General features: G+C 65.5%; 20 protein-coding genes. 5 read left to right on the forward strand and 15 right to left on the reverse strand.

The features are described 5' to 3' along the window. Window positions 1–15: 15 nt before the first annotated feature. The 5 genes from sucA to sdhC form a co-directional block, all read right to left on the reverse strand. Window positions 16–2829 (reverse strand): 2-oxoglutarate dehydrogenase E1 component, encoded by a 2814-nt coding sequence (sucA, locus tag AN401_RS12330; RefSeq protein WP_094040287.1) that lies wholly within the window; start codon window positions 2827–2829, stop codon window positions 16–18. 95 nt (window positions 2830–2924) lie between these two features. After that, complete coding sequence (locus AN401_RS12335; protein WP_094040288.1) at window positions 2925–3641, reverse strand: succinate dehydrogenase iron-sulfur subunit; 717 nt, start codon at window positions 3639–3641, stop codon at window positions 2925–2927. Between the two features lie 14 nt (window positions 3642–3655). Next, complete coding sequence (gene sdhA / locus AN401_RS12340) at window positions 3656–5422, reverse strand: succinate dehydrogenase flavoprotein subunit (protein ID WP_094040289.1); 1767 nt, start codon at window positions 5420–5422, stop codon at window positions 3656–3658. 1 nt (window position 5423) lies between these two features. After that, a complete protein-coding gene (gene sdhD, locus AN401_RS12345; RefSeq protein WP_094040290.1) occupies window positions 5424–5768 on the reverse strand; it encodes a succinate dehydrogenase, hydrophobic membrane anchor protein in 345 nt (114 codons plus the stop codon). Continuing rightward, the gene (sdhC, locus tag AN401_RS12350) at window positions 5762–6151 is read right to left on the reverse strand and encodes a succinate dehydrogenase cytochrome b556 subunit (protein WP_232513298.1); all 390 of its coding nucleotides are present in this window, start codon (window positions 6149–6151) and stop codon (window positions 5762–5764) included. Before sdhC ends, sdhD begins: the two co-directional genes overlap by 7 nt. A gap of 408 nt (window positions 6152–6559) precedes the next feature. Between sdhC and AN401_RS12355 the strand changes: the two genes are divergently transcribed. Further along, window positions 6560–7846 (forward strand): citrate synthase, encoded by a 1287-nt coding sequence (locus AN401_RS12355; protein ID WP_096779528.1) that lies wholly within the window; start codon window positions 6560–6562, stop codon window positions 7844–7846. 62 nt (window positions 7847–7908) lie between these two features. On the opposite strand, the gene AN401_RS12360 is transcribed toward AN401_RS12355, so the two are convergent. From AN401_RS12360 to AN401_RS12390, 7 genes are all read right to left on the reverse strand, one after another. Continuing rightward, window positions 7909–8445, reverse strand: coding sequence for an Hsp20/alpha crystallin family protein (locus AN401_RS12360; protein ID WP_094040293.1), 537 nt, complete (start codon window positions 8443–8445; stop codon window positions 7909–7911). A gap of 158 nt (window positions 8446–8603) precedes the next feature. After that, the gene (gene fbp / locus AN401_RS12365) at window positions 8604–9623 is read right to left on the reverse strand and encodes a class 1 fructose-bisphosphatase (protein WP_094040294.1); all 1020 of its coding nucleotides are present in this window, start codon (window positions 9621–9623) and stop codon (window positions 8604–8606) included. A 113-nt stretch (window positions 9624–9736) separates the two neighbouring features. Further along, window positions 9737–10486 carry a 3-deoxy-manno-octulosonate cytidylyltransferase gene (kdsB, locus tag AN401_RS12370; RefSeq protein ID WP_096779529.1) on the reverse strand — a complete coding sequence of 250 codons (750 nt, stop codon included), beginning with the start codon at window positions 10484–10486 and terminating at the stop codon, window positions 9737–9739. Then, window positions 10483–10671 (reverse strand): Trm112 family protein, encoded by a 189-nt coding sequence (locus AN401_RS12375; protein ID WP_094040296.1) that lies wholly within the window; start codon window positions 10669–10671, stop codon window positions 10483–10485. The genes kdsB and AN401_RS12375 overlap by 4 nt, the downstream gene beginning before the upstream one ends. Further along, window positions 10661–11620 (reverse strand): tetraacyldisaccharide 4'-kinase, encoded by a 960-nt coding sequence (lpxK, locus tag AN401_RS12380; RefSeq protein WP_096779530.1) that lies wholly within the window; start codon window positions 11618–11620, stop codon window positions 10661–10663. Before lpxK ends, AN401_RS12375 begins: the two co-directional genes overlap by 11 nt. After that, on the reverse strand, window positions 11620–13371 hold the full coding sequence (gene msbA / locus AN401_RS12385; protein ID WP_096779531.1) for a lipid A ABC transporter ATP-binding protein/permease MsbA: 1752 nt from the start codon (window positions 13369–13371) through the stop codon (window positions 11620–11622). Before msbA ends, lpxK begins: the two co-directional genes overlap by 1 nt. A gap of 27 nt (window positions 13372–13398) precedes the next feature. Beyond that, window positions 13399–15591 (reverse strand): DNA internalization-related competence protein ComEC/Rec2, encoded by a 2193-nt coding sequence (locus tag AN401_RS12390; protein ID WP_096779532.1) that lies wholly within the window; start codon window positions 15589–15591, stop codon window positions 13399–13401. Between the two features lie 27 nt (window positions 15592–15618). On the opposite strand from AN401_RS12390, the gene AN401_RS12395 reads away from it, so the two are divergent. Together AN401_RS12395 and AN401_RS12400 are read left to right on the forward strand one after the other, a co-directional pair. Then, window positions 15619–16131 (forward strand): DUF2062 domain-containing protein, encoded by a 513-nt coding sequence (locus AN401_RS12395; protein ID WP_198401734.1) that lies wholly within the window; start codon window positions 15619–15621, stop codon window positions 16129–16131. Next, window positions 16080–16634, forward strand: a complete 555-nt coding sequence (locus tag AN401_RS12400) for a DUF2062 domain-containing protein (RefSeq protein ID WP_232513299.1) — start codon at window positions 16080–16082, stop codon at window positions 16632–16634. The genes AN401_RS12395 and AN401_RS12400 overlap by 52 nt, the downstream gene beginning before the upstream one ends. A gap of 176 nt (window positions 16635–16810) precedes the next feature. On the opposite strand, the gene lolE is transcribed toward AN401_RS12400, so the two are convergent. Genes lolE through AN401_RS12415 form a run of 3 tightly spaced genes read right to left on the reverse strand, consistent with a single transcriptional unit; the run spans window position 16811 to window position 19939 of the window. Continuing rightward, window positions 16811–18052, reverse strand: coding sequence for a lipoprotein-releasing ABC transporter permease subunit LolE (lolE, locus tag AN401_RS12405; protein ID WP_096779533.1), 1242 nt, complete (start codon window positions 18050–18052; stop codon window positions 16811–16813). Beyond that, window positions 18052–18735, reverse strand: a complete 684-nt coding sequence (gene lolD, locus AN401_RS12410) for a lipoprotein-releasing ABC transporter ATP-binding protein LolD (RefSeq protein WP_096779534.1) — start codon at window positions 18733–18735, stop codon at window positions 18052–18054. Before lolD ends, lolE begins: the two co-directional genes overlap by 1 nt. Continuing rightward, complete coding sequence (locus AN401_RS12415) at window positions 18728–19939, reverse strand: lipoprotein-releasing ABC transporter permease subunit (RefSeq protein WP_094040362.1); 1212 nt, start codon at window positions 19937–19939, stop codon at window positions 18728–18730. Before AN401_RS12415 ends, lolD begins: the two co-directional genes overlap by 8 nt. A 68-nt stretch (window positions 19940–20007) precedes the next feature. On the opposite strand from AN401_RS12415, the gene AN401_RS12420 reads away from it, so the two are divergent. Beyond that, a complete protein-coding gene (locus AN401_RS12420; protein ID WP_232513300.1) occupies window positions 20008–20604 on the forward strand; it encodes a PilZ domain-containing protein in 597 nt (198 codons plus the stop codon). Then, the gene (gene mfd / locus AN401_RS12425) at window positions 20601–24041 is read left to right on the forward strand and encodes a transcription-repair coupling factor (protein WP_096779535.1); all 3441 of its coding nucleotides are present in this window, start codon (window positions 20601–20603) and stop codon (window positions 24039–24041) included. Before AN401_RS12420 ends, mfd begins: the two co-directional genes overlap by 4 nt. The last annotated feature ends 7 nt before the right edge of the window (window positions 24042–24048 follow it).

The following is a 24048-nucleotide window of genomic DNA, read 5'->3' on the forward strand; positions in this document are numbered from 1 at the left end:
TATGTCCTTTGTGCGTTATGCTTCAGTCAACGTCAGTGCGTCTTCGACCAACGCTTTTTGTTGTTGTAAGTGAACAGAGGTGTAACCCACGGCCGGAGATGCCGAGGCGGCGCGACCGGCATAACGCAGGTTGGCACCTGCCGGGATGGCAGCCCAGAAGTGGTGCTGGCTGCAATACCAGGCCCCCTGGTTTTGCGGCTCTTCCTGACACCAGACGAAGTCTTTCACGTGCTGGTAGTCGGCAAGAATCGCGGCAACCTCTTCCTGAGGGAACGGATACAATTGCTCGATCCGGATAATGGCCACATCCGTTTGTTCATTCTTGCGCCGGGCATCCAGCAGATCGTAATAGACCTTGCCGGAGCACAGGACAACGCGCTTGACGCCTTTGGGATCCAGCTCGTCGATCTCCCCGATGGCATTCAGGAAGGTGCCGCTCGCCAGGGTGTCCAGCTCGGACACCGCCAGCGGGTGGCGCAGCAGCGACTTGGGCGTCATCACCACCAGCGGCCGGCGCATGGGGCGCAGCACCTGGCGGCGCAGCATGTGGAACACCTGGGCCGGGGTGGTGGGCACGCACACCTGCATGTTGTGCTCGGCGCACAGCTGCAGGTAGCGCTCCAGGCGGGCGCTGGAGTGCTCGGGGCCCTGGCCTTCGTAGCCGTGGGGCAGCAGCAGGGTCAGGCCGCACATCCGGCCCCATTTCTGCTCGCCGGAGCTCAGGAACTGGTCGATCACCACCTGGGCGCCGTTGGCGAAGTCACCGAACTGGGCTTCCCAGACGGTCAGGCCTTCCGGCTCGGCGGTGGCATAGCCGTACTCGAACGCCATCACCGCCTCTTCGCTCAGCACCGAGTCGTATACCTGGAACTGGCCCTGGCTGTCGGACAGGTGGCACAGCGGGGTGTAGGTGCTGGCGTCGTTCTGGTTGTGCAGTACCGCATGGCGGTGGAAGAAGGTGCCACGGCCGGAATCCTGGCCGGTGAGGCGCACTTCGTAGCCGCTGTCCACCAGGGTGGCGTAGGCCAGCACTTCGGCAAAGCCCCAGTCCGCCAGCTTCTCGCCCTTGGCCATCAGCTTGCGGTCTTCGTAGATCTTGGCCACCTGGCGCTGCAGGGTGTGGGTCTCGGGGTAGCTGGTCACCCGGTCGCCCAGTTCCTTCAGCTTGTCCAGCGGATAGGTGGAGTCGTAGGGCATGTCCCACTCGTGGCCCAGGTAGGGTGACCAGTCGACGGAATGCTTCTCCATCGGCCGCCATTCCTTGACCACGCACTCGCCGTGATCCAGGGCATCCCGGTACTCGTTGATCATGGCGGTGGCGTCTTCGGTAGAGACGGTGTTCTCTTCGATCAGCCGGTCTGCATAGATCTTGCGCGGAGTCGGATGCTTCTTGATCTTCTGGTACATCAGCGGCTGGGTCGCGCTCGGCTCGTCCGCCTCGTTGTGGCCGTGGCGGCGGTAGCACACCAGGTCGATCACCACGTCGCGGCCGAACTCGTTGCGGAAGTCCAGGGCCAGCTGGGTTACCTGCACCACGGCTTCCGGATCGTCGGCATTGACGTGGAAGATCGGCGCCTGCACCATCTTGGCGATGTCGGTGCAGTACTCGGTGGAGCGGGTGTCGCGCGGGTTGGAAGTGGTAAAGCCCACCTGGTTGTTGACCACGATGCGCACCGTGCCGCCCACGCCGTAGCCGCGGGTCAGGGACATGTTGAAGGTTTCCGCCACCACGCCCTGGCCGGCGAAGGCCGAGTCGCCGTGGATGGTGATCGGCAGCACCTGACGGCCGTCCGGGTTCTCCAGCCGGTCCATGCGTGCGCGCACCGAGCCGATGACCACCGGGTTGACGATTTCCAGGTGGGAGGGGTTGAACGCCAGTGCCAGGTGCACCACGCCGCCCGGGGTTTCAAAGTCGGAGCTGAAGCCCATGTGGTATTTGACGTCACCGGAACTCTGGGTGTCGTACTTGCCGGCGAAGGCATCGAACAGGTCCTGCGGGCGCTTGCCCAGCACGTTGACCAGCATGTTCAGGCGGCCCCGGTGGGCCATGCCGATCACCACTTCCCGGCCGCCCTTCTCGCCGAAGCGGCGAATAAGCTCCTTGGTCATGGGGATCAGCGCATCGCCACCTTCCAGGGAGAAGCGCTTGGCGCCGGGGAACTTGGCACCCAGGTACTTTTCCAGGCCCTCGGCGGCGGTCAGGCTGTCGAGGAAGCGCAGCTTGTCTTCCTTGCTGTATTGGGGGGCACCGACAACCGGCTCCAGACGGCTCTGGATCCAGCGCTTCTCCTCGGTGCTGGTGATGTGCATGTATTCCGCACCCACGGAGCCGCAGTAGGTCTTCTTCAGGGCGGCCACCAGGTCCTTCAGCTTCATGGTTTCCTTGCCGATGGCATAGGAGCCCACGTTGAAGGTGGCGTCCAGGTCGGCGCCGGTCAGGTTGTGGTAGGCCGGATCCAGCTCCGCCACCACATCACGCTTCCACAGCCCGAGCGGGTCCAGGTTCGCGTTCTGATGGCCCCGGAAACGGTAGGCGTTGATCAGCTGCAGAACTTTGACTTGCTTGGCGTCAGTATGGGGGTCACTGACCGGGGTGGCATAACGGGAGGTGTCTTTGGCGAGGCGGCGAAAATAATCTCTTACTTGCGAGTGGGGTTGGTCCGGAACGTTGCCGTCTTGCGCAGGCAGGCCGTCGAACACGGACCTCCATTGGTCGGGAACGGCTTCAGGATCGGCAAGATAGGCCTCGTACAGGTCTTCTACATAGGTCGCATTGGCACCGGCCAGGTGAGAAGATTCCAGCCAGGCTTGCATTACGCCATTGTGCATCTTTATCCCTTTGTAACTTCTCGACAGGGCTACTGTCGTTCTGGTCGTCGAGTCAAAGCCGCCCTCGCGGGCGGCGGATTATCAGTTCGGGACTATTACACGGCCCGTTTCAACAGCATGGACTTGATATGACCGATGGCCTTGGTGGGGTTCAGGCCTTTGGGACACACGTTCACGCAGTTCATGATGCCGTGGCAGCGGAACACGCTGAAAGCGTCATCCAGGTTGGACAGGCGATCATCGGTGGCGGTGTCGCGGCTGTCGGCCAGCCAGCGATAGGCAGCCAGCAAACCGGCCGGGCCGATGAACTTGTCCGGGTTCCACCAGAAGGACGGGCAAGAGGTGGAGCAGCAGGCGCACAGGATGCACTCGTACAGTCCGTCCAGCTTGGCACGTTCTTCCGGCGACTGCAGGCGCTCGCGGGCGGGCGGCTGCTTGTCTTCGGCGATGAGGAAGGGCTTGACCTTCTCCCACTGGGTGTAGAACTGGCTCATGTCGACCACCAGATCGCGCACCACCGGCAGGCCGGGCAGCGGGCGGATCACCACCTTGTCGCCCTTGGCCAGCAGATCGGACAGCGGGGTGATACAGGCCAGGCCGTTCTTGCCGTTCATGTTCAGGCCGTCGGAGCCGCACACGCCTTCACGGCAGGAGCGACGGAAGGCCAGGGACGGATCCTGCTCTTTCAGCAGCAGCAGGGCATCCAGCACCATCATGTCGGAGCCCTGGGGGACCTCCAGCCGATAGTCCTTCATGTGCGGAGCGGAGTCGGTTTCCGGATTGTAGCGGTAGACAGAAATCGTGATTTGCATGTTATCCCCTCCCCTTAGTAAGTCCGCGCCTTCGGCGGGAATGCGTCACGGGTCTTCGGTGACATATTCACGGAGCGTTTGGTCATGGACTCGGTTTCCGGGCTGTACAGCGAATGACACAGCCAGTTCTCATCGTCACGCTCCGGATAGTCGAAGCGGGAGTGAGCACCACGGCTTTCGGTACGGAAGTTCGCGGCCACGGCGGTGGCGTAGGCGGTTTCCATCAGGTTGTCCAGCTCCAGGCACTCGATGCGCTGAGTGTTGAAGTCGCGGCTGGTGTCGTCCAGACGGGCGGACTTCAGACGCTCGCGGATCACCTTGAGCTCGGCCAGGCCTTCTGCCATGGCATCGCCTTCCCGGAATACGGAGAAGTTGTTCTGCATGCAGCGCTGCAGGTCTTTCTTGATCTGTACCGGATCCTCGCCGCTGCGGGTGTTTTCCCAGCGGTGGTAACGGGCCAGGGAGGCCTCGAGGTCGGACTCGGACGCACCACGCACCTCACCCAGCTCGTTCAGGGCCTCGGTCAGGTGACGACCCACGGCACGACCGAACACCACCAGGTCGAGCAGGGAGTTGCCGCCCAGGCGGTTGGCACCGTGCACCGACACGCAGGCGATCTCGCCCACGGCGAACAGGCCCTTCACCGGCACGTCGTTGCCGTTGGCGTCCTGTTTCAGGGCCTGGCCGTGCACGTTGGTGGGGATACCGCCCATCATGTAGTGACAGGTGGGGATTACGGGGATCGGCTCTTTCACCGGATCCACGTGGGCGAAGGTACGGGACAGTTCGCAGATGCCGGGCAGGCGGCTTTCCAGCACTTCCTTGCCCAGGTGATCCAGCTTCAGCTTGATGTGCGGACCCCAGGGGCCGTCGCAACCGCGGCCTTCGCGGATCTCGATCATCATGGAGCGGGCCACCACGTCACGACCGGCCAGGTCCTTGGCGTTGGGGGCATAACGCTCCATAAAGCGCTCGCCGTCCTTGTTCAGCAGGTAACCGCCCTCGCCCCGGCAACCTTCGGTCACCAGCACGCCGGCGCCGGCGATGCCGGTGGGGTGGAACTGCCACATTTCCATGTCCTGCACCGGCACGCCGGCGCGCAGCGCCATGCCGACACCGTCGCCGGTGTTGATGTGGGCGTTGGTGGTGGACTGGAAGATACGACCGGCGCCACCGGTGGCCAGGATGGTGGCCTTGGCCTTGAAGTAGACTACCTCACCGGTTTCGATATCGATGGCGGTACAACCCACCACGTCGCCGTCCTGGTTCTTCACCAGATCCAGGGCGTACCACTCGGAGAACACGGTGGTCTGGTGCTTGACGTTCTGCTGGTAGAGGGTGTGCAGCAGGGCGTGACCGGTGCGGTCGGACGCTGCCGCGGTACGGGCCGCCTGTTCGCCGCCGAAGGCCTTGGACTGGCCGCCGAAGGGGCGCTGGTACACCTTGCCGTTATCGAAACGGGAGAAGGGCAGACCCATTTTTTCCAGCTCGAGGATGGCCTCGGGGCCGGTCTGGCACATGAACTCGATGGCGTCCTGGTCACCGATGTAGTCGGAGCCCTTGACGGTGTCGTACATGTGCCATTCCCAGTTGTCGTCGTGGGCATTGCCCAGCGCCACCGTGATGCCGCCCTGGGCGGACACGGTATGGGAACGGGTCGGGAATACCTTGGACAGGAGCGCGCAGCTCTTGCCGGATTCCGCTATTTGTAAGGCGGCGCGCATGCCGGCGCCGCCGGCGCCGATTACCACGGCGTCGAATTCGCGAATTGCAATAGTCACCTTATACACCCCACAGAACAACGATACCGGTCAGCAGATACACCAGCAGCAACACCACCACCCCGAACTGGGCCAGGCCGCGCCACAGCGCCGGCTTGACATAGTCGGACAGCACTTGCCAGGCACCGATCCAGCCGTGCATCAGCACGCTGAACAGGGCCAGCAGGGTGAACACCTTGGTGAAGGTCTTGGCGAAAAAGCCGGTCCAGACCTCATAGGTGATGTCGTTGAAGGCGATAAAGCCCACCAGATAGATGGTGTATAAGGTCAGAATGATGGCCGTGGCGCGGATCAGCATGAAGTCATGCACGCCGCTGCGGCCGAAGGTTGCAGAATTGGTTACCATACCAGTACTCCCGCCAGCAGTGACAATACGATTGTCACACCGAACGCCACTTTGGCGCTCAGCGCACCCGACTCCAGCTCCTCACAGTAGCCCAGGTCCATAATCAGGTGGCGGATGCCGCCCACGATATGGTAGGCCAGTGCAGTCAGCACACCCCAGAGGATGAACCCGACGAAGAAACCGTCGAGAATATCCACGACTGCGCGGAACCCGGCCTCGGAAGAGAGCGAGTAACTGAGCAGCCACAGCAGGATGGCGAGTGCAAACAGCGTGATGACACCGGAAACCCGGTGGAGGATGGATGCGATAGCGGTGACAGGTTGGCGAATAGTCCGTAGGTCGAGGTTTACAGGTCTCTGTTTTTTAGTCACGGTCTTGCCCACTAGCTCCATTGAGCACGTTAGTTATTGTATTTAACAGGTGTTGCCCGGGTATAGGAAAATGAGGTCATGACAAAAAATGCATGGCGGCAACCCTAGCCCAACTACCGCTCGGGACCCCCTGGACAGCATCTGCGGCATGGCCACAACTGCATTCTATACCCTCGGCGGCCAGTATAAGGAGGGGGGGGAGCAATTACAACGAAGCGTCTGAAACAATTGCCAAATATGTAAACTCGATCGCACAACGGGGTTAACGGGCTGTGCGGCGCGCCGACGAAAATTGACATTCGCCCCCGCTTCTGTCTTCAATATGGCCGCACCACGGGAGGTGAAAGCGATTAAAAAATCGTTTAATCTGCGTAAATATTCTTACCCGTGGATCTATTATAAAAGCAAAGGAGACGTGCTATGGCTGACCAAAAGGCCACACTGCATCTGCCCGGCAAGGAACCCATCGAGCTTCCGATCGCGTCAGGCACTGCTGGTTACGATGTGATCGATATCAGTTCCCTGGGTTCACACGGTTACTTCACCTTCGACCCCGGTTTTATGGCCACCGCTTCCTGCCGGTCCGAAATCACCTACATCGACGGTGACAAAGGGATACTGCTGCACCGCGGCTACCCCATTGACCAGCTGGCACAAGACGCCACCTACCTCGAAGTCTGCTATATGCTGCTCTACGGCGAGGCCCCTACCGCCAAGCAGTACGAAGAATTCCACCGCAACATCATGCGCCACACCATGGTGCACGAGCAGCTGTCGTCCTTCTTCAAGGGCTACCGCCGCGATGCCCACCCCATGGCCATCGTGTGCGGCGTTATCGCCGGCCTGTCCGCCTTCTACCACGATCCCATGGACATCAACGATCCCCGGCATCGTGAGATCGCGGCCCATCGCCTGATCGCCAAGATGCCGACCATCGCCGCCATGGCCTACAAGTATTCCATCGGCCAGCCGTTCGTGTATCCGCGCAACGACCTGAGCTATGCGGGCAACTTCCTGCAGATGATGTTCGCCGTGCCCTGCGAGGACTACAAGGTCAACCCCATCGTCGAGCGCGCCATGGACCGCATCTTCACCCTGCATGCGGATCACGAGCAGAACGCCTCCACCTCCACGGTGCGCCTGGCGGGCTCCAGCGGTGCCAATCCCTTCGCCTGTATCGCCGCCGGCATCGCCTCCCTGTGGGGACCGGCCCACGGTGGCGCCAACGAGGCCTGCCTGATGATGCTGGAAGAGATCGGCTCCGTCGATCGCATCCCCGAATACATCGAAAAGGCCAAGGACAAGGACGATCCCTTCCGCCTGATGGGCTTCGGCCACCGGGTGTACAAGAACTTCGATCCGCGCGCCAAGGTCATGCGCGAAACCTGCCACGAGGTGCTGGACGATCTCAAGATCCAGGATCCGCTGCTGGACGTGGCCATGGAGCTGGAGCGCATCGCGCTGTCCGACCCCTACTTCGTCGAGCGCAAGCTGTACCCGAACGTGGACTTCTACTCCGGCATCATCCTGAAGGCCATCGGTATCCCGACCTCCATGTTTACCGTGATCTTCGCCCTGGCCCGTACCGTGGGCTGGATGTCCCACTGGAACGAGATGATCTCCGATCCCAAGCAGAAGATCGGCCGTCCGCGCCAGCTGTACACCGGCGCCGCCCAGCGCGACTTCAAGTCCCTGGTCGAAAAATAAGCCCCTCTTCGGGCAAGCAAAAGGCCGGCGTCACGCCGGCCTTTTTTGTTATGAGGCTTCCCCTAGGCCGAGGGGCCGATATCGATCTGCTTGGCCTTGCTTTCGCTCTGCTGCTGGCGAGGCACGCTGACCTTCAGCACCCCGTCCTTGAACTCGGCCTTGATGTCGTCTGCCCTGGCATCGTCCGGCAGGGTGAGCAGCCGCTGGAAATGGCCGTAGCTGCGCTCCACCCGGTGCAGCTTGTCGGTTTTTTCTTCATGTTCGTATTTCTTCTCGCCCCGGATGGTCAATCGGTTCCCTTCCAGGGTCAGGCTGATGTCTTCCTTCTTGACCCCGGGGACCTCCATGCTGATCAGGTAGTTGCCTTCCCGCTCGCTGATGTCCAGGCTGGGCTTGAGCTGGCTGAAGCTGGGCCAGTCGTCCAGTGCCGGGGCGCCAAAACGGCGCAGGCTGCGTTCGAACAGCCGGTCCATGTCCTGCTGCAGCCGGAGCATGGGATGAACGTCCTCCTTGTCCACCATGGGCATGGCCTCGTCCTGCTCGTGGCGGAACCAGTTCCAGGGCGCCAGCCTGGACGGGGACAGATCTTTCAGAGCCATGAGACTCACCTCCTCGGATTGATTGTTTTCGACCACTCCAAGGATCAAGTATTATCCCTCGCCGTCGGCTTTCAAGGCAGACAACAAGGCCGGGCTTGATCAGGATCAAGCCCGGCCTCGATTTCATACGGGATGGCGCCGTGGCGCCCGCTCGGCCCTTATTCGGCCGCGGGCGACGAGTACTGGGTCATGAACTCCTCGGCCTTTTCCACCATGCGGGTGGAGCCGACGAAGTAGGGCGTGCGCTGGTGCAGGGAGGTGGGTTTGATCTCCATGATCCGGCGGAAACCGTCGGACGCCTTGCCGCCCGCCTGCTCGGCCAGGAAGGCCAGGGGATTGCACTCGTACAGCAGGCGCAGCTTGCCGTTGGGGGCGCTGGTGCCGGACGGATAGATATAGATGCCGCCCTTGAGCATGTTGCGGTGGAAGTCGGACACCAGGGAGCCGATGTAGCGGGAGGTATAGGGCCGCTTGCTGGCGTCGTCCTTCTCCTGGCAATACTTGAGGTACTTCTTCACCCCGTCGGGGAACTTGATGTAGTTGCCCTCGTTGATGGAGTAGATGGTACCTTCCTCGGGAATGCGGATATTCTCGTGGGACAGGCAGAAGGAGCCGAGGGTGGGATCATAGGTAAAGCCGTGCACGCCGTGGCCGGTGGTGTACACCAGCATGGTGGAGGAGCCGTACACCACGTAGCCGGCGGCGATCTGGTTGATGCCCGGCTGCAGGAAGTCCTCCATGGTCACCGGCTCGCCCGGCTTGCTGATGCGGCGGTAGATGGAGAAGATGGTGCCCACGGAAACGTTTACGTCGATGTTCGAAGAACCGTCGAGCGGGTCCATCAGCACCACGTACTTGGCGTTGGAATGGCTTTCGCTGTCGAAGGCCACGAAATGATCTTCCTCTTCGGAGGCGATACCGCACACCTCGCCCCGGGCTTCCAGCGCCGCCTTGAACATATCGTTGGCGTATACATCCAGCTTCTGCTGCACCTCGCCCTGCACGTTCTCGCTGCCGCTGCTGCCGCCGATGATGTCAACGGCCAGGCCGGCCCGGTTGATCTCCCGGTTGACCACCTTGGCGGCACGGCGGATGGAAGACAGCAGCGACGACAGTTCGCCGGTGGCGCTGGGGTATTCAGCTTGTTTCTTGACGATGTATTCACCCAGGGTAATCATAACTTTCCTCAGAGGTTTCCTTGTGGCGGCGGTACGCCGTTATTGCGGGGCAATGTACCCCGTTATCTTTTTTCTTGCAGTGAATTTTCTCGGGCGAGGGCGGCTTAATCGCGTCAGCGCTCCCGCAGCCGGCGGCGGACCTCGTCCAGATCCGCCTGGGTATCCACCCCCGCCGGCGGCACCACCCGGGCTTCGGCCAGGGCGATGGCCTCGCCGTGCCACAGCACCCTGAGCTGCTCGAGTTTTTCCCGCTGCTCCAGGGGGCTGGCGGTCAGCTCGAGATAACGGCGGATAAAGCCGGCCCGGTAGGCATAGATGCCGATATGGCGCAGGCAGCCGGCAAGCTCGGGTGCCTCGGCCGCCATGCCGTCCCGGTCCCAGGGGATGGGCGCGCGGCTGAAATAGAGCGCCCTGCCCGCCTGGCTCTGCACCACCTTGACCACGTTGGGATCCAGCCACTGTTCCACCGTCTCGACAGGCGTGGCCAGGGTCGCCATGGGGGCGTCGCTGCCCGCCAGCAGGCCGGCCACCTGATCCACCAGCTCGGGCGGCAGCAGCGGCTCGTCCCCCTGCACGTTGACCAGGATCTCGTCCGGGGCCAGCCCCAACAGTTCCACCACCTCGGCCAGGCGCTCGGTACCGGACTCGTGGTGGCTTCCGGTCATGCACACCTCCACCCCGGCATCCGCCAGGGCGGCGCGGATGCGCTCGTCATCGGTGGCCACCACCACCCGGGCGGCGGCGCTCTTTTGCGCCTGCTCCACCACCCAGCGGATCATCGGCTTGCCGTGGATATCGGCCAGGGGTTTGCCCGGCAGCCGGGTGGAGCTGAAGCGGGCGGGGATCACGACGATAAAGCTCATCCGGGCAGTTCGTCCAGGTCGAGTTTACGGGCCCGGTTTTCCAGCAGCACCGGAATGTTCTCGGTGATCGGATAGGCCAGCCGGTCGAAACGGCAGATCAGCTCGTTGTGCTGCCGGTCCAGCTGCAGCTTGCCCTTGCATACCGGGCAGGCAATGATTTCCACCAGTTTGGCGTCAATCGCCATGGTCTTGCTCCTTCAGTCGGGTTAACAGCATCTGTTCAAATTCGGGGGGCAGCCGGGCATCGACGGGAAGGTACCAGGCGTTGTCGTGTCCGCCTGGCCACTTGACCGCGTCCTTCTCGGTCACCAGCAACGGCGCCGACGCCAGCGCCGCCAGCTGCTCCGGGGTCACCTTCTTATGGTCGGCCAGGGCCTGGCGCCGGTCAAGGACAAAGCCCAGTTGCTCCAGGGTCGCGAAAAAGCGCGGCGGATGGCCGATGCCCGCCAGGGCATGGACCCGCTCGCCGGGCGCGGGCGGCCGCGCCCCGGCCAGGGGCCGGAGCGGCCCCGGCGCCAGCTGCATCAGGAATTCCCCGGCCCGGGCCGGGCCGCCGTTGTTGATCACGGCACTCACCCGGCCAAGCCGCCACAGTCCCTCGCGCAGGGGCCCCATGGGCAGCAGGTGGCCGTTGCCGAAACGGCGCTTGCCGTCCACCACCACCAGCTCGATGTCCCGGGCCAGGGCGTAATGCTGCAGGCCGTCGTCGCTGACGATGATGTCCACCCCCAGCGCCACCAGCCGGGCGGCCGCCTCGCCCCGGTTGGGCCCCACCACCACCGGGCAGCCGGTGCGCCGGTGGACAAGCACCGGCTCGTCGCCGGCCTCGGCGGCGGAAGTGGTCTTATCCAGCACCAGGGGATAGCGCTCGGCCTTGCCGCCGTAGCCCCGGCTGATCACCCCGGGCCGGTAGCCCTGGCCGCGCAGCCACTCCACCAGCCAGACCACCAGCGGCGTCTTGCCGTTGCCGCCCACGGTGAGGTTGCCCACTACTATCACCGGCACCGGCGCCCGGTACACGGCCTTGAAACCGCGCCGGAACAGCCAGCGGCGCAGGCCGCTCACCAGGGCGAACAGGGCGCTCAGCGGCGCCAGCAGCCACAGCCAGGTGGGCGCCTTGTACCAGGCCCGCATCAGGCCTCGCCGTACTGGATGCTGCGCAGTTGGGCGTAGGCGCCCTGGCGTGCCAGCAACTCGGCGTGGGTGCCCCGCTCCACCACCCGGCCCTCGTCGATCACCAGGATCTCGTCGGCATTTTCGATGGTGGACAGGCGGTGGGCGATCACCAGGGCCGTCCTGTCCTTGCGCAATGCCTCCAGCGCCGCCTGGATATGGCGCTCAGACTCGGTATCCAGCGCCGAGGTGGCCTCGTCCAGGATCAGCAGCGGCGCGTTGCGCAGCATGGCCCGGGCGATGGCGATGCGCTGGCGCTGGCCACCGGAGAGGCTGGCGCCGTTTTCGCCGATCACGGTGTCGTAGCCCTGATCCAGTTTCTGGATGAATTCATCGGCGTAGGCCATTTTGGCCGCGGCGATGATCTGCTCGCGGCTGTACTCGCCCTGGGCCGCATAGGCGATGTTGTTGGCGATGGTGTCGTTGAACAGGTGCACGTGCTGGGACACCAGGGCGAACTGGCGGCGCAGATCGCTCAGCCGGTACTCGCGGATATCGACCCCGTCCAGGCGGATCTCGCCCTGGTCCACGTCGTAGAACCGGGTCAGCAGGCTGGCGATGGTGCTCTTGCCCGAGCCGGAACGGCCCACCAGGGCGATGGTCTTGCCCGGCTCCAGGCTGAAGCTGACGTCCTTCAACGCCGGGGTGTCCTTGGTGGGGTAGCGGAAGGTGACATGATCGAACTCGATCCGGCCCCGGGCCCTGGCCAGCGGCCTGTCGCCCTCGTCCTGCTCGCCGTCGCTGTCGAGCAGCTCGAACAGGCTCTGGCAGGCGGCGATGCCGCGCTGGTAGGAGGCGTTCACCTGGGTCAGGCTCTTGAGCGGGCGCATCAGCATCATCATGGAGGTGACGATCACGGTGAAGGTGCCCGGCGTCAGCTGTTGCTGAATATCCTCGAAGGTGGCCACGTAGAGCAGTATAGCCAGGGCGGTGGAGGCGATCACCTGCACCAATGGGGTGCCGATAGAATCCGCCGCCACCATCTTCATGTTCTGCTGGCGCACCTTGTTGCTGACGCCGAAAAAGCGCCCCGACTCCACCTGCTGGCCGTTGAACATCAGCACTTCCTTGTGGCCCTTGAGCATCTGCTCGGTGCTGCTGGTGATGTTGCCCATGGCGTCCTGCATGCCCCGGCTGATGCGGCGGAAACGGCGGCTGATCACCGCTATCATCACCCCCACCACGGGCCCGACCAGGAAGAAGATCAGCGACAGCTGCCAGGAATGGTAGAACATCAGCCCCAGCAGGCCGATGACGGTGGCCCCTTCCCGCACCAGGGTCACCAGGGTGGAGCTGGCGGCGGACGACACCTGGGAGGCGTCGTAGGTCACCTTGGACAACAGGTTGCCGGTGTTGTGCCGGTCGAAAAAGGCCACCGGCATGGCCATCAGCTTGTTGAACACCTGCTGCTGCAGGGTCATCACCACATGGTTGCCGACCCAGGCCATGCAGTAGCCGGACAGGAAGGTACAGACCCCGCGCAGGAAGACGATGCCGATCACGAACAGCGGCATCCATTTCAGCACGTTCGGATCCTGGCCGGTCAGGCCCTCGTCGATCAGCGGCTTGATGGAATAGACGAAGGTGGTGTCGACGGCGGCGTAGCCGGCCATGCCGATGATGGCGGCCACCAGACCGAGCTTGCGCTCCTTCACATAGCCGAGCAGGCGCTTGAGCACCGGCCAGGAGGAGGAGTGTGCATCTTGGGACATAAGGTCTCTGCCTTGAAAAACAAGGCGCTATTCTAACGGCTTCGCCTCCTGCAACCAAGCATTGAGCCGATGATACCAGGCACCGGAGCGCCTGGGGTTCAGCAGCCGCCAGTGGTGGCCGTCCGCCGCCAGGTGCACCATGCCGTGCTCGCCGGTGGTGAGCTGCGCCACCCCCTGGCGCTCGAAGCGGGCCACCACCTCCGGCGAGGGAAAGCCCCAGCGGTTGTAAAAGCCGGCGGTATGCACCACCCAGTCCGGCGCCACCGCCCGGTTGAAGGCCTCGGTGGAAGAGCTGCGGCTGCCGTGGTGCGGGCTCAACAGCAACTGGGCACCCAGCGCCTGGCCGGTGGCGAGCAGGGCCCGCTCGGCCGGCGCCTCGATGTCGCCGGTGAGCAGCAGCGACAGCCGGCCGTCGCCGATATGCAGCACACAGGAGTCGTTGTTGCTGTGGCCGCTCGGCGCCAGCGGCCACAGCACCCGAAGGCGCAGCCGGCCCCATTGTTCGCTCTGCCCGGCCCGGCAATGCTGGCCGTCGGGCCAGGCGCCGCGGCGGTGGGTGACCGGCAGCACGGACGCCAGGTAGTCCCGGTTGCCGCTGTGATCGCTGTCGTCGTGGCTCACCACCAGGTATTCCAGGCGGTCGACCCCCAGGTGTCCCAACAATGGCAGGATCACCGCATCGGCCATATTGAAGCCGGTGGGGAAACGGTTGCCGGTGTCGTACAACAGCGCCTCCCGCCCCTGGGTCACCAGCACCGACAGGCCCTGGCCCACGTCCAGCACCCGCACCTCCCAGGCCGGCCGGGACCAGGGCAGCAACAGCAGCAGGTACAGCGCCAGGCCCGCCACCCCGCGCCCCCCGGGCAACAGCGCCGCCGGCAGCACCAGCAGGACCAGCAGCAGGGCGCCCTGGCCAAAGGCCGACAATACCAGCCAGGGCGAGAGCACCTGCTCCAGCCAGTGCAGCGACGCCATCAGGGGCGCGAACAGGCCATCCAGCAACGCCAGCACCGGCCGCGCCAACCCCGGTAAGGGCACCAGCGCCAGGCAGGCCAGCAACAACAGCGGAATGAACAACAGGGAAAACAGCGGGATCAGCAGCAGGTTGACCGGCAGCGACAGCCAGCTCAGGCCGCCGAACAGCACCATGACCAGCGGCAGCAGCAACAGGGTCAACCCCAGTTGCAGCCGCCACAGGCTGCGCCCGCCCAGCCAGCCGGCGCTCGCCAGCAGGGCCGCCACCGCCAGTACCGACAGCCAGAAGCCCTGGTTGAGCGCCAGCCAGGGCATGCCGGCCAGCAGCAGCGCCATGGTCACCAGCAGGATGCGCCGCCCGCTCCAGAAGCGGCCCCAGCCGGTCAGCGCCAGCCACAGCAGCAACATCAGCAGCGCCCGCTGGGTCGGCAGCGAAAAGCCGGCCAGCCAGGCGTAGCCCAGGGCCAGGCCGGCCGCCAGCAAGGCACCCGGCAGGCGACCGCCCCCCAGCCGGCCGAGCAGCAGGCCCAGCCCCGCCACCAGCCCGATATGCAGCCCGGAGATGGCGAACAGGTGGCTGACGCCCAGGGCGCGCAGGGTTTCCCAGTCCTGCGCCTGCAACTGGCTGCGATCGCCGAAACTCAGGGCCAGCAGCCAGCGCTGGCTCGGCAGTTCCGCGCTGAGATCCCGGAATGCCTCCAGCAACCGCGTCCGGCGGGAAGGCGGTGCCGGCTGGTGATGGAGGCTGCCGGTCAGGTAGCCCCGGGCGGTGATGCCCTGCCCCAGCAACCAGCGGGCGCTGTCGAAGCCGCCCGGATTGTGCAGCCCGTGGGGCGGCTGCAGCCGGCTTACCGAGCGGATGAAATCCCCCTCCGCCGGCGCCGGCCCCTCCCCGTACCAAGACAGCAGCACCCGGGGTTGGGGGGAAAATACTTGACCATCAATACTTTTCAGACTGACAATCAGCCGACTCGCGCCCTTGTCCCGGCGCTGAACGGCCTCCACCGTACCCGCCATTATCTGGCTGCGCTGGAACAGGCCGGGATGCTGCAGCCAGCCCAGTTGCCAGTGGCTGTAGCACAGAGACCAGATCATACCGAACAGGAAGCAGGCCGTTGCCGGCCGGCTGCGCCAGCACGATACGCCCAGCAGGGCCAGCGGCAGCCACCAGTCCCACGCCGGCAACCAGGGCCAGAGCAGGAGGCTCGACACGCCGGCACAGAAGAAGAACAGCCGCTTGTCCATCCGATAAGTATTGCGGACCCGGAGCAGATGCCAAAAAAGACGTTAAAACGCCTGATGCCCGATCCGGGCACCATCAAGAATCACAAGTACCTGAGCATGCTCGGGCACCGGCTGCACGACAACAACCTCTGGCACCTGAACCGCCACTCGGCGGCGGGCGCCTTCGCGGTGGGCCTGTTCTGCGCCTGGCTGCCCATCCCCTTCCAGATGGTGGTGGCGGCGGTGCTGGCCATGAGCTTCAGGGTCAACCTGCCGCTGTCGGTGGTACTGGTCTGGCTTACCAACCCGCTGACCATGCCGCCCATGTTCTATTTCGCCTACCGACTGGGCTCCTTCCTGCTGAACAAGCCCCACCACTACCAGCACTTCGAGATGAGCCTGAGCTGGCTCAGCAGCGCCATGACCACGGCAGCCCCTCCCTTCCTGCTGGGCTGCCTGGTGCTGGGGCTGGTCAGTTCGGCCACCGGCTACATGGTGATCCACGCCATGTGGCGCTGGTCCGTGTCCCGACGCTGGAAGCTCAGGCGGCGGAGCCGCTGATGCTGCGCCAGTGGCTGCGCCGCAAGATGCCGGACCAGGCCACCCTGCGCCAGCACCGGACCCTGCGGCTGTTCGGCGAGCGCCTGCTCGAGCCCGACTACTGGTTCTGCAACCGCCATTCCGCCGCCGTGGCGGTGGCCGCCGGCCTGTTCGCCGCCTGGCTGCCCCTGCCCATGCACACCCTGGTGGCCATCGCCCTGGCCCTGATGCTCAAGGGCTATATGCCGCTGGCCATCGCCATGGTCTGGGTCAACAACCCGGTGACCCTGGCCCCCATGTTCTACCTGGGCTACCGCCTGGGCGCCCACCTGCTGGGCACCCCTGAGCTGGACTTCGACGGCCCGCTGGAAGAAGAAGCCCTCGCCGCCGCCCTGCCCCTGCTCACCGGCTGCCTGCTGCTGGGCCTGGGCTCGGCCCTGCTCGGCTGGCTGCTGGTGCAACTGGGCTGGCGCGCCAAGGTGCTGTTCTCCTGGTGGCTGCGGAAGGTGAATAGGAAACCGTGAGGGCTTGCCCAACATGGAGCGCGGGCGGCCCGCCCGCATAAAAGCCGCACGCTGACGTGGAGAGCATGGCCCAACCCGCCATACCACTTCTTGCCCGAGGGCTTCCCTCCAACTACTACTCCCACCCCACGGGTTCGCGCTACGCGCGAAGGCAGGCGGGCCGCCTGCGCTCCAAATTAAGCTTCTCCCAGCAGTTGCCTCGGCAGCAGCCGGCCGGCGCGCCAGGCGGGGTAGAGGGTGGCGACGAAGATAAGCCCCAGGGCCGAGCCGGTGACCAGCCACAGATCCGCCCAGTGGAACTCGGTGGGGATAAAGTCGATAAAGTACACCTCGGGGTTGAGCAGCCGGTGCCCGGTGAGGCGCTCATAGCCGGCCACCATGTCCGACAGCCGGGTCGCCAGCAGGGCGCCGAGCAGGCCGCCCACCACCACCCCGGCCACGCCGTTGAGCATGCCCTGCACCACGAAGGCGCCGCGGATCTGCCAGGGGCCGGCGCCCATGGTCTTGAGGATGGCGATGTCGCCCTTCTTCTCGTTGACCGCCATCACCAGGGTGGACACGATATTGAAGCTGGCCACCGCCATCACCAGCAGCAGCACCACTATCATCAGGGTGCGCACCAGCTGGATGTCCCGGTAGATATTGCCCTGGCTGTTCATCCAGCTGCTCACGTAGAAGGGCGCCGGCAGCGGCATGGCCGCGTTCAGGGTGAGCTGGTCGGCGGCCAGCACCTGGTCCACCCGCAGGTGGAAGCCCATCACCTCGTCGTCCAGTTCGCGCAGGGCCTGGGCGTCCGCCAGGTGGGTGTAGCCGAGCACGGTGTCGAGCTGGCCGCCCAGGCTGAGGATGCCCACCAGGGTGAAGCTGTGGCGGCGGGGCGAGCCGAAGCCCTGGGCGCCGGGCGCGGGCAGCAGCAGCGAGACGCTGTCGCCCACCGCCAGCTCCAGTTGCTCGGCGATGGCCTTGCCCAGGATGATGCCCCGCTCGCCCGGCTCGAGCCGCGCCAGGCTGGCGCCGCCGAGATAGGGCTCCAGCCGCGAGATGCGTCCTTCCAGCGCCGGCAGCACCCCCTGCAACTGCACCGCCTTGAGCTTGGCGCCCTTGCTGAGCAGGCCCTCGAGCGGCACGAAGGGCGCCGCCGCCAGGATGCCGGGCGCCGCCTCCAGCTGCGCGACCAGCTCGCCCCAGTGGGGCAACGGATCCTCGGCGGCGTAGAGCTGGCCGTGGGGCAGCACCGACAGGATGCGGTTTTCCAGCTCGCGCTGGAAACCGTTCATGGCCGACAGCCCCAGGATCAGGGCGCCGACACCGATGGCGATGCCGAGGATGGACGCCACCGAAATAAAGGAGATAAAGCGGTTGCGCCGCTTGGCCCGGCTGAAGCGCCAGCCCAGGTAGACACTCAAGGGGCGGAACATCAGCCTTGCTCCTCCAGGTGGCCGTCCACCAGCCGGGCCTGGCGGTCGAGCCGGGCGGCCAGGGCCAGATCGTGGGTCACCACCACCAGGCCGGTGCCCAGCTCGCTCTGCAGCTCGGCCAAGAGCGCGAACACCTCGGCGGCGCTGTGGGCGTCCAGGTTGCCGGTGGGTTCGTCCGCCAGCACCAGGCGGGGATTGTTGACCAGGGCGCGGGCGATCGCCACCCGCTGGCGCTCGCCGCCGGACAGGGCCGACGGCCTGTGCTCCAGCCGGTGGCCCAGGCCCACCCGGCCCAGCAGGGCCTCGGCCCGCGCCTTCGCCTCGGCCACCGGCCGGCCGGCGATCAGCAGCGGCATGGCGGCGTTTTCCAGGGCGCTGAACTCCCCCAGCAGGTGGTGGAACTGGTACACGAAACCCAGCTTCTGGTTGCGAAAGCGGGCCTGGGCCCGGGCCGGCAACCGGTGCAGATCCTGCCCTTCCACCAGCACCCGGCCGCTGCTCGGCGCATCCAGGCTGCCGAGCAGGTGCAGCAGGGTGCTCTTGCCCGAGCCCGAGCTGCCCACCACCGCCAGGCTCTGGCCGGCCTCGAGCGTCAGGCTCACGCCGTTCAGGATATGCACCGGCTGGTCCCCGTCCTGGTGGGTTTTGCTTAAGGATTCGACCACTAACAGGGGGTTACTCATAACGCAGTGCCTCGGCAGGATGAACGCGCGACGCGCGCCAGGCCGGATACAGGCTGGCCAGCACGCACAACAACAGGGTGGAAACAAGAATAAGGATCAGCTGGCCGGGCAGCAGCAGCACCGGCAGCTGGCTGCCGCCGGCGGCGGAATAAAAGTTGATGCCGAAGGTGTTCAGCACCCCGTCCAGGTTGAGGCAGAGCAAAAGCCCCAGCGCAAAGCCGAGCAGGCTGCCCAGCACGCCGCTGAAGCCGCCCTGGATCATGAACACCGCCATCACCCGCTCCCGGTTCAGTCCCAGGGTTTGCAGCATGGCGATTTCGGCCTCCTTGTCGGTCACCACCATCACCATGGCGGAGAGGATGTTGAAGGCCGCCACCAGGATGATCAGCGCCAGCATCAGGCTCATCAGCCGCTTTTCCATGGCCACCGCCTGGAACAGCTCGCCCCGGCTCTGCTGCCAGCTCTCGTATTTGAGCCCGGCCGGCAGCGCCGGCAGCCGCTCCAGCTCGAAGGGGTCGGTCAGCCACAGGCGCAGGCCCGAGGCCTCGCCGTCGCCGTAGCGCAGCAGGCGGGCGGCGTCCTCCAGCCGGGCCAGCACCACCTGGTTGTCCACGTCCTGGCCGGTGCTGAAGGTGCCCACCAGGGTGAAGATGCGCTGGCTCGGCACCCGGCCGAGGGGGGTAAAGCGGCTGCCTTCGGTCACGGTCACCCGCACCTGGTCGCCGGGCACCACCCCCAGGCTGCGGGCCACGCCCACGCCCATCACCAGGCCGTAGGGCAGGTATTCGAAATATTCCCGGGTGCGGGGGTCCAGCCCCTGCAGCAGGCGGTCCTGATCGTTGGCAAGATCCAGGCCGTACAGCTCCACCCCGGTGAGGTGGCCCGGCCCCTGCACCATGGCCTCGGCGCTGATAAAGGGGGCGCTGGCCGCCACCACGGCGGCTCCGTCGAACAGGGCGGCGTACTGCGAAGGCTCGGCCAGGCGGCGCTGGTCGCCGGTGACCAGCGCATGGGGGATGACGCCGAGCAGGCGATCCTTGAGTTGCTGCTCGAAACCGTTCATCACCGCCGACACCAGGATCAGGGCGGCCACCCCCAGCAGAATGCCGATGGTGGAGAAGCCGGAAACAAAGGAGGCGAAGCTGCGCCGCCCCCGGGCGCCGGCATAACGCAGGCCCAACATCAGCGTCAGGGGTTGAAACATGGTCTAATCATCCGTTTTTCAAAGGGTTTTACGTCACCCGCGAGTTGCGGAATAATAAAGGTTCGTGAATGGCGCAACAAGAGCAGCAAACCATGACAGACCCCTATTTCAGCGTCGACTACCAGGCCCAGGTCAATCTGATCCCCCTGGCCGAGGGCGAAAGCGTGCCCGGCGAGGACGCCCTGGAGGCTGAAATTCCCGCGCCCTTCAAGCTGGTCAGCGAAGTCACCCGCATCGACACCAACAACGCCCGGCTGCTGCGCAACCTGGACGAGCACGCCGCCGAGCTGGTGGAGGTGATCAACCAGCAGTCGCGCAAAATCGACCTGGTGCTGAGCTATGTGCTCGCCGGCCAGGACAGCCCGGACCAGCGCTACCAGACCACCAGCCTGGGCGGCGGCGGCTTTCGCTTCGTCTCGCGTCAGCCCCTGGCCGACGGGGCCCGGGTAAGGGTCAAACTGTTTCTGCCGGAGCAGTCGGTGGCGGTATACGCCTACGGCGCCCTCTGCGCCGAGGCCGAGCCCGGCCACTACCGCTGCGACTTTATCGCCATCCGCGAGCAGGACAGGGACGCCCTGATCCGCGCCAGCCTGCAACTGCAGGCCAAACAACTCAAGGCCCGCGCCGAGCGCCGCGCCCAACAAGACGACCACTCCGCCTCATGATACAGATCCCCAGCCCCACTCCCCGCCCCAGGGCCAGCCTGGGCGGGCTTATCGGCAGCAGCCTGTCGCTCGCCATCGCCGGGCAGGTGCGCCAGCAGGCCCAACTGGTGCTGCTGGTGGTGCCCGACACCCCCACCGCCCTGCGCCTGGAGCAGGAAGTGAGCCACCTGCTGGCCGACGACCCGGCCCTGCCGGTGCACCTGTTCCCGGACTGGGAAACCCTGCCCTACGACAGTTTTTCGCCGCACCAGGACATCCTCTCCCAGCGGCTGGAAACCCTGTACGGCCTGCCGGCCCTAAAGCGGGGCCTGCTGATCGTGCCGGTGACCACCCTGATGCTGCGCACCCCGCCCCGGGCCTGGCTGGAGCAGAACAGCCTGCTGCTGAAAACCGGCGACCGGCTCAACCTGCACGCCCTGCGCCGGCGGCTGGAGCAGGCCGGCTACCGGGCGGTGGACCAGGTGCTGGAGCACGGCGAGTTCGCCGCCCGCGGCGCCCTGCTGGATCTCTTTCCCATGGGGGCGGAAGAGCCCTACCGCATCGACTTTTTCGACGACGAAATCGACACCCTGCGCCCCTTCGATCCGGACACCCAACGCTCCAAAGACAAGGTGGAGCAGATCCGGTTGCTGCCGGCGCGGGAATTTCCCACCGACGCCGCCGCCATCGAGCGCTTTCGCGGCCAGTACCGGGAGCGCTTTGCCCTGCGCAACGAACCCGAGGCGCTCTACCACAGGGTAAGCCAGGGCCAGTTTCCGCCCGGTATCGAATATTACTTTCCGCTGTTTTTCGAGCAGACCCAGACCCTGTTCGACTCCCTGCCCGACCCCTTGCTGGTGCTGGGCCTGGGCGAGCTGCTCGAGGCCGCCGAGACCTTCTGGCAGGAGGTGGCGGGGCGCTACGAAGACCGCCGCCACGACCCGCTGCGCCCGCTGCTCGCCCCCGAGGAGCTCTACCTCAGGCCCGACGAACTGCTGCACCGGCTCAACCACTGGCCCCGGCTGCAACTGAGCCAGACCCCGGTGCTGGAAAAGGGCGACCGGACCAACGCCCCGGTGGCACCCCTGCCGCCGCTGGAGGTGGAGCACCAGAAAACCGAGCCCCTGGCCCGGCTGCTGGGCTTTTGCGAACAATTCCCCGGCCGCGTGCTGTTCTCGGTGGAAAGCGCTGGCCGGCGCGAGGCCCTGCTGGAGTTGCTGGCGGGCAGCCCGCTCAAGCCCTGGCCGGTAGAGAGCCTGGGCCGCTTTGCGGCCGGCGACGAGCGCCTCGGCCTGCTGGTAAGCCCCCTGTCCCAGGGTTTTGTGCTGAATGATGACTTCGCCCTGGTGTGCGAGGGCGACCTGCTCGGCGGCCGGGTGATCCAGCGCCGGCGGCGGGAAAAGTCCACGGCCCTGAGCCCGGATACGCTTATCCGCAACCTGGCGGAGCTGTCCATCGGCCAGCCGGTGGTGCACCTGGATCACGGCGTGGGCCGCTACACGGGGCTGCAGACCCTGGAGGCGGGCGGGCTCAAGTCCGAATACCTCACCCTGGAATACGCCGGCGGCGACAAGCTCTATGTGCCGGTGACCGCCCTGCACCTGGTGGGCCGCTACAGCGGCGCCGACGATCCCAGCCTCAACAAGCTGGGCAACGACGCCTGGGCCAAGGCCAAGCGCAAGGCGGCGGAAAAGGTGCGCGACGTGGCCGCCGAGCTGCTCGACGTGTACGCCCGCCGGGCCGCCAAGCCGGGCCAGGCCGTGACCCACGACAAGAGCGCCTACCGCCAGTTCTGCGACGCCTTCCCCTTCGAGGAAACCGACGACCAGCTCAGGGCCATCAACGCCGTGCTGACCGACATGACCCAGCCCAAGGCGATGGACCGGCTGGTGTGCGGCGACGTGGGCTTTGGCAAGACCGAGGTGGCCATGCGCGCCGCCTTTGTGGCGGTGCACGGCGGCAAGCAGGTGGCGGTGCTGGTGCCCACCACCCTGCTGGCCCAGCAACACTACGACAACTTCCGCGACCGCTTCGCCAACTGGCCGGTGCGGGTGGAGATGATCAGCCGCTTCAAGACCGGCAAGGAGCAGGACAAGGCGCTCACCGGCCTGGCCGACGGCAGCATCGACATTGTGATCGGCACCCACAAGCTGCTGAGCCAGGAGGTGAAGTTCAAGGATCTGGGCCTGCTTATCGTGGACGAGGAGCACCGCTTCGGGGTGCGGCAGAAGGATCAGATCAAGGCGCTGCGCGCCGACGTGGACATCCTTACCCTGACCGCCACCCCCATTCCCCGCACCCTCAACATGGCCATGGGCGGCATGCGCGATCTGTCCATCATCGCCACCCCGCCCGCCAAGCGGCTGGCGGTGAAGACCTTTGTGCGCGAGCACGATCCGGCCCTGGTGCGCGAGGCCGTGCTGCGGGAGCTTAAGCGCGGCGGCCAGGTGTACTACCTGCACAACGAGGTGCAGACCATAGAGAACAGCGCCGACGCCCTGCGCGCCCTGGTGCCCGAGGCGCGCATCGGCATCGCCCACGGCCAGATGCGCGAGCGCGAGCTGGAGCGGGTGATGTCCGACTTTTACCACCAGCGCTTCAACCTGCTGCTGTGCTCCACCATCATCGAAACCGGCATCGACGTGCCGAGCGCCAACACCATCATCATGGACCGCGCCGACAAGCTGGGCCTGGCCCAGTTGCACCAGTTGCGCGGCCGGGTGGGCCGCTCCCACCACCAGGCCTACGCCTATTTGCTCACCCCCCATCCCAAGCGGATGACCACCGACGCCAAGAAGCGGCTGGAGGCCATTGCCGCGCTGGAGGATTTGGGCGCGGGCTTTGCCCTGGCCACCCACGACCTGGAGATCCGCGGCGCCGGCGAGCTGCTGGGCGAGGAGCAGAGCGGCCAGATCACCGCCATCGGCTTCAGCCTTTATATGGAGATGCTGGAGCAGGCGGTGAAGGCGCTGCAGTCCGGCAAGGAGCCGGCCCTGGATCAGCTGCTGCGCGCCCAGACCGAAATAGAGCTGCGCCTGCCCGCCCTGCTGCCGGACGACTACATTCCGGACGTGAACATGCGCCTGTCCATGTACAAGCGCATCGCCGCCGCCGAGGACGACGCCGCCCTGCGCGAGCTGCAGGTGGAGCTGATTGACCGCTTCGGCCTGCTGCCGGAGCCGGGCAAGAACCTGGTGGCCCTGGCCGGGCTCAAGCTCAGGGCCAGCCGGCTCGGCATAGAGAAAATCGACGCCGGCCCCCAGGGCGGCACCCTCGCCTTTGGCCAGGATGCGAAAGTCGACCCCGGCTACCTGGTGGGCCTGCTGCAAAGCCAGCCGCGCATCTACAAGATGGAAGGCCCGACCAGGCTGCGCTTTGCCATTCCAAGCCAGGACGCCAAGGCCCGGCTGGCCCTGGTGGGCGACATGCTGAAGGAGCTGGAGGCTCACCGGATTTGACCCCGCC

It is taken from the genome of Zobellella denitrificans (genome assembly GCF_002407485.1).
In the GTDB taxonomy this organism is placed as follows: domain Bacteria; phylum Pseudomonadota; class Gammaproteobacteria; order Enterobacterales; family Aeromonadaceae; genus Oceanimonas; species Oceanimonas denitrificans.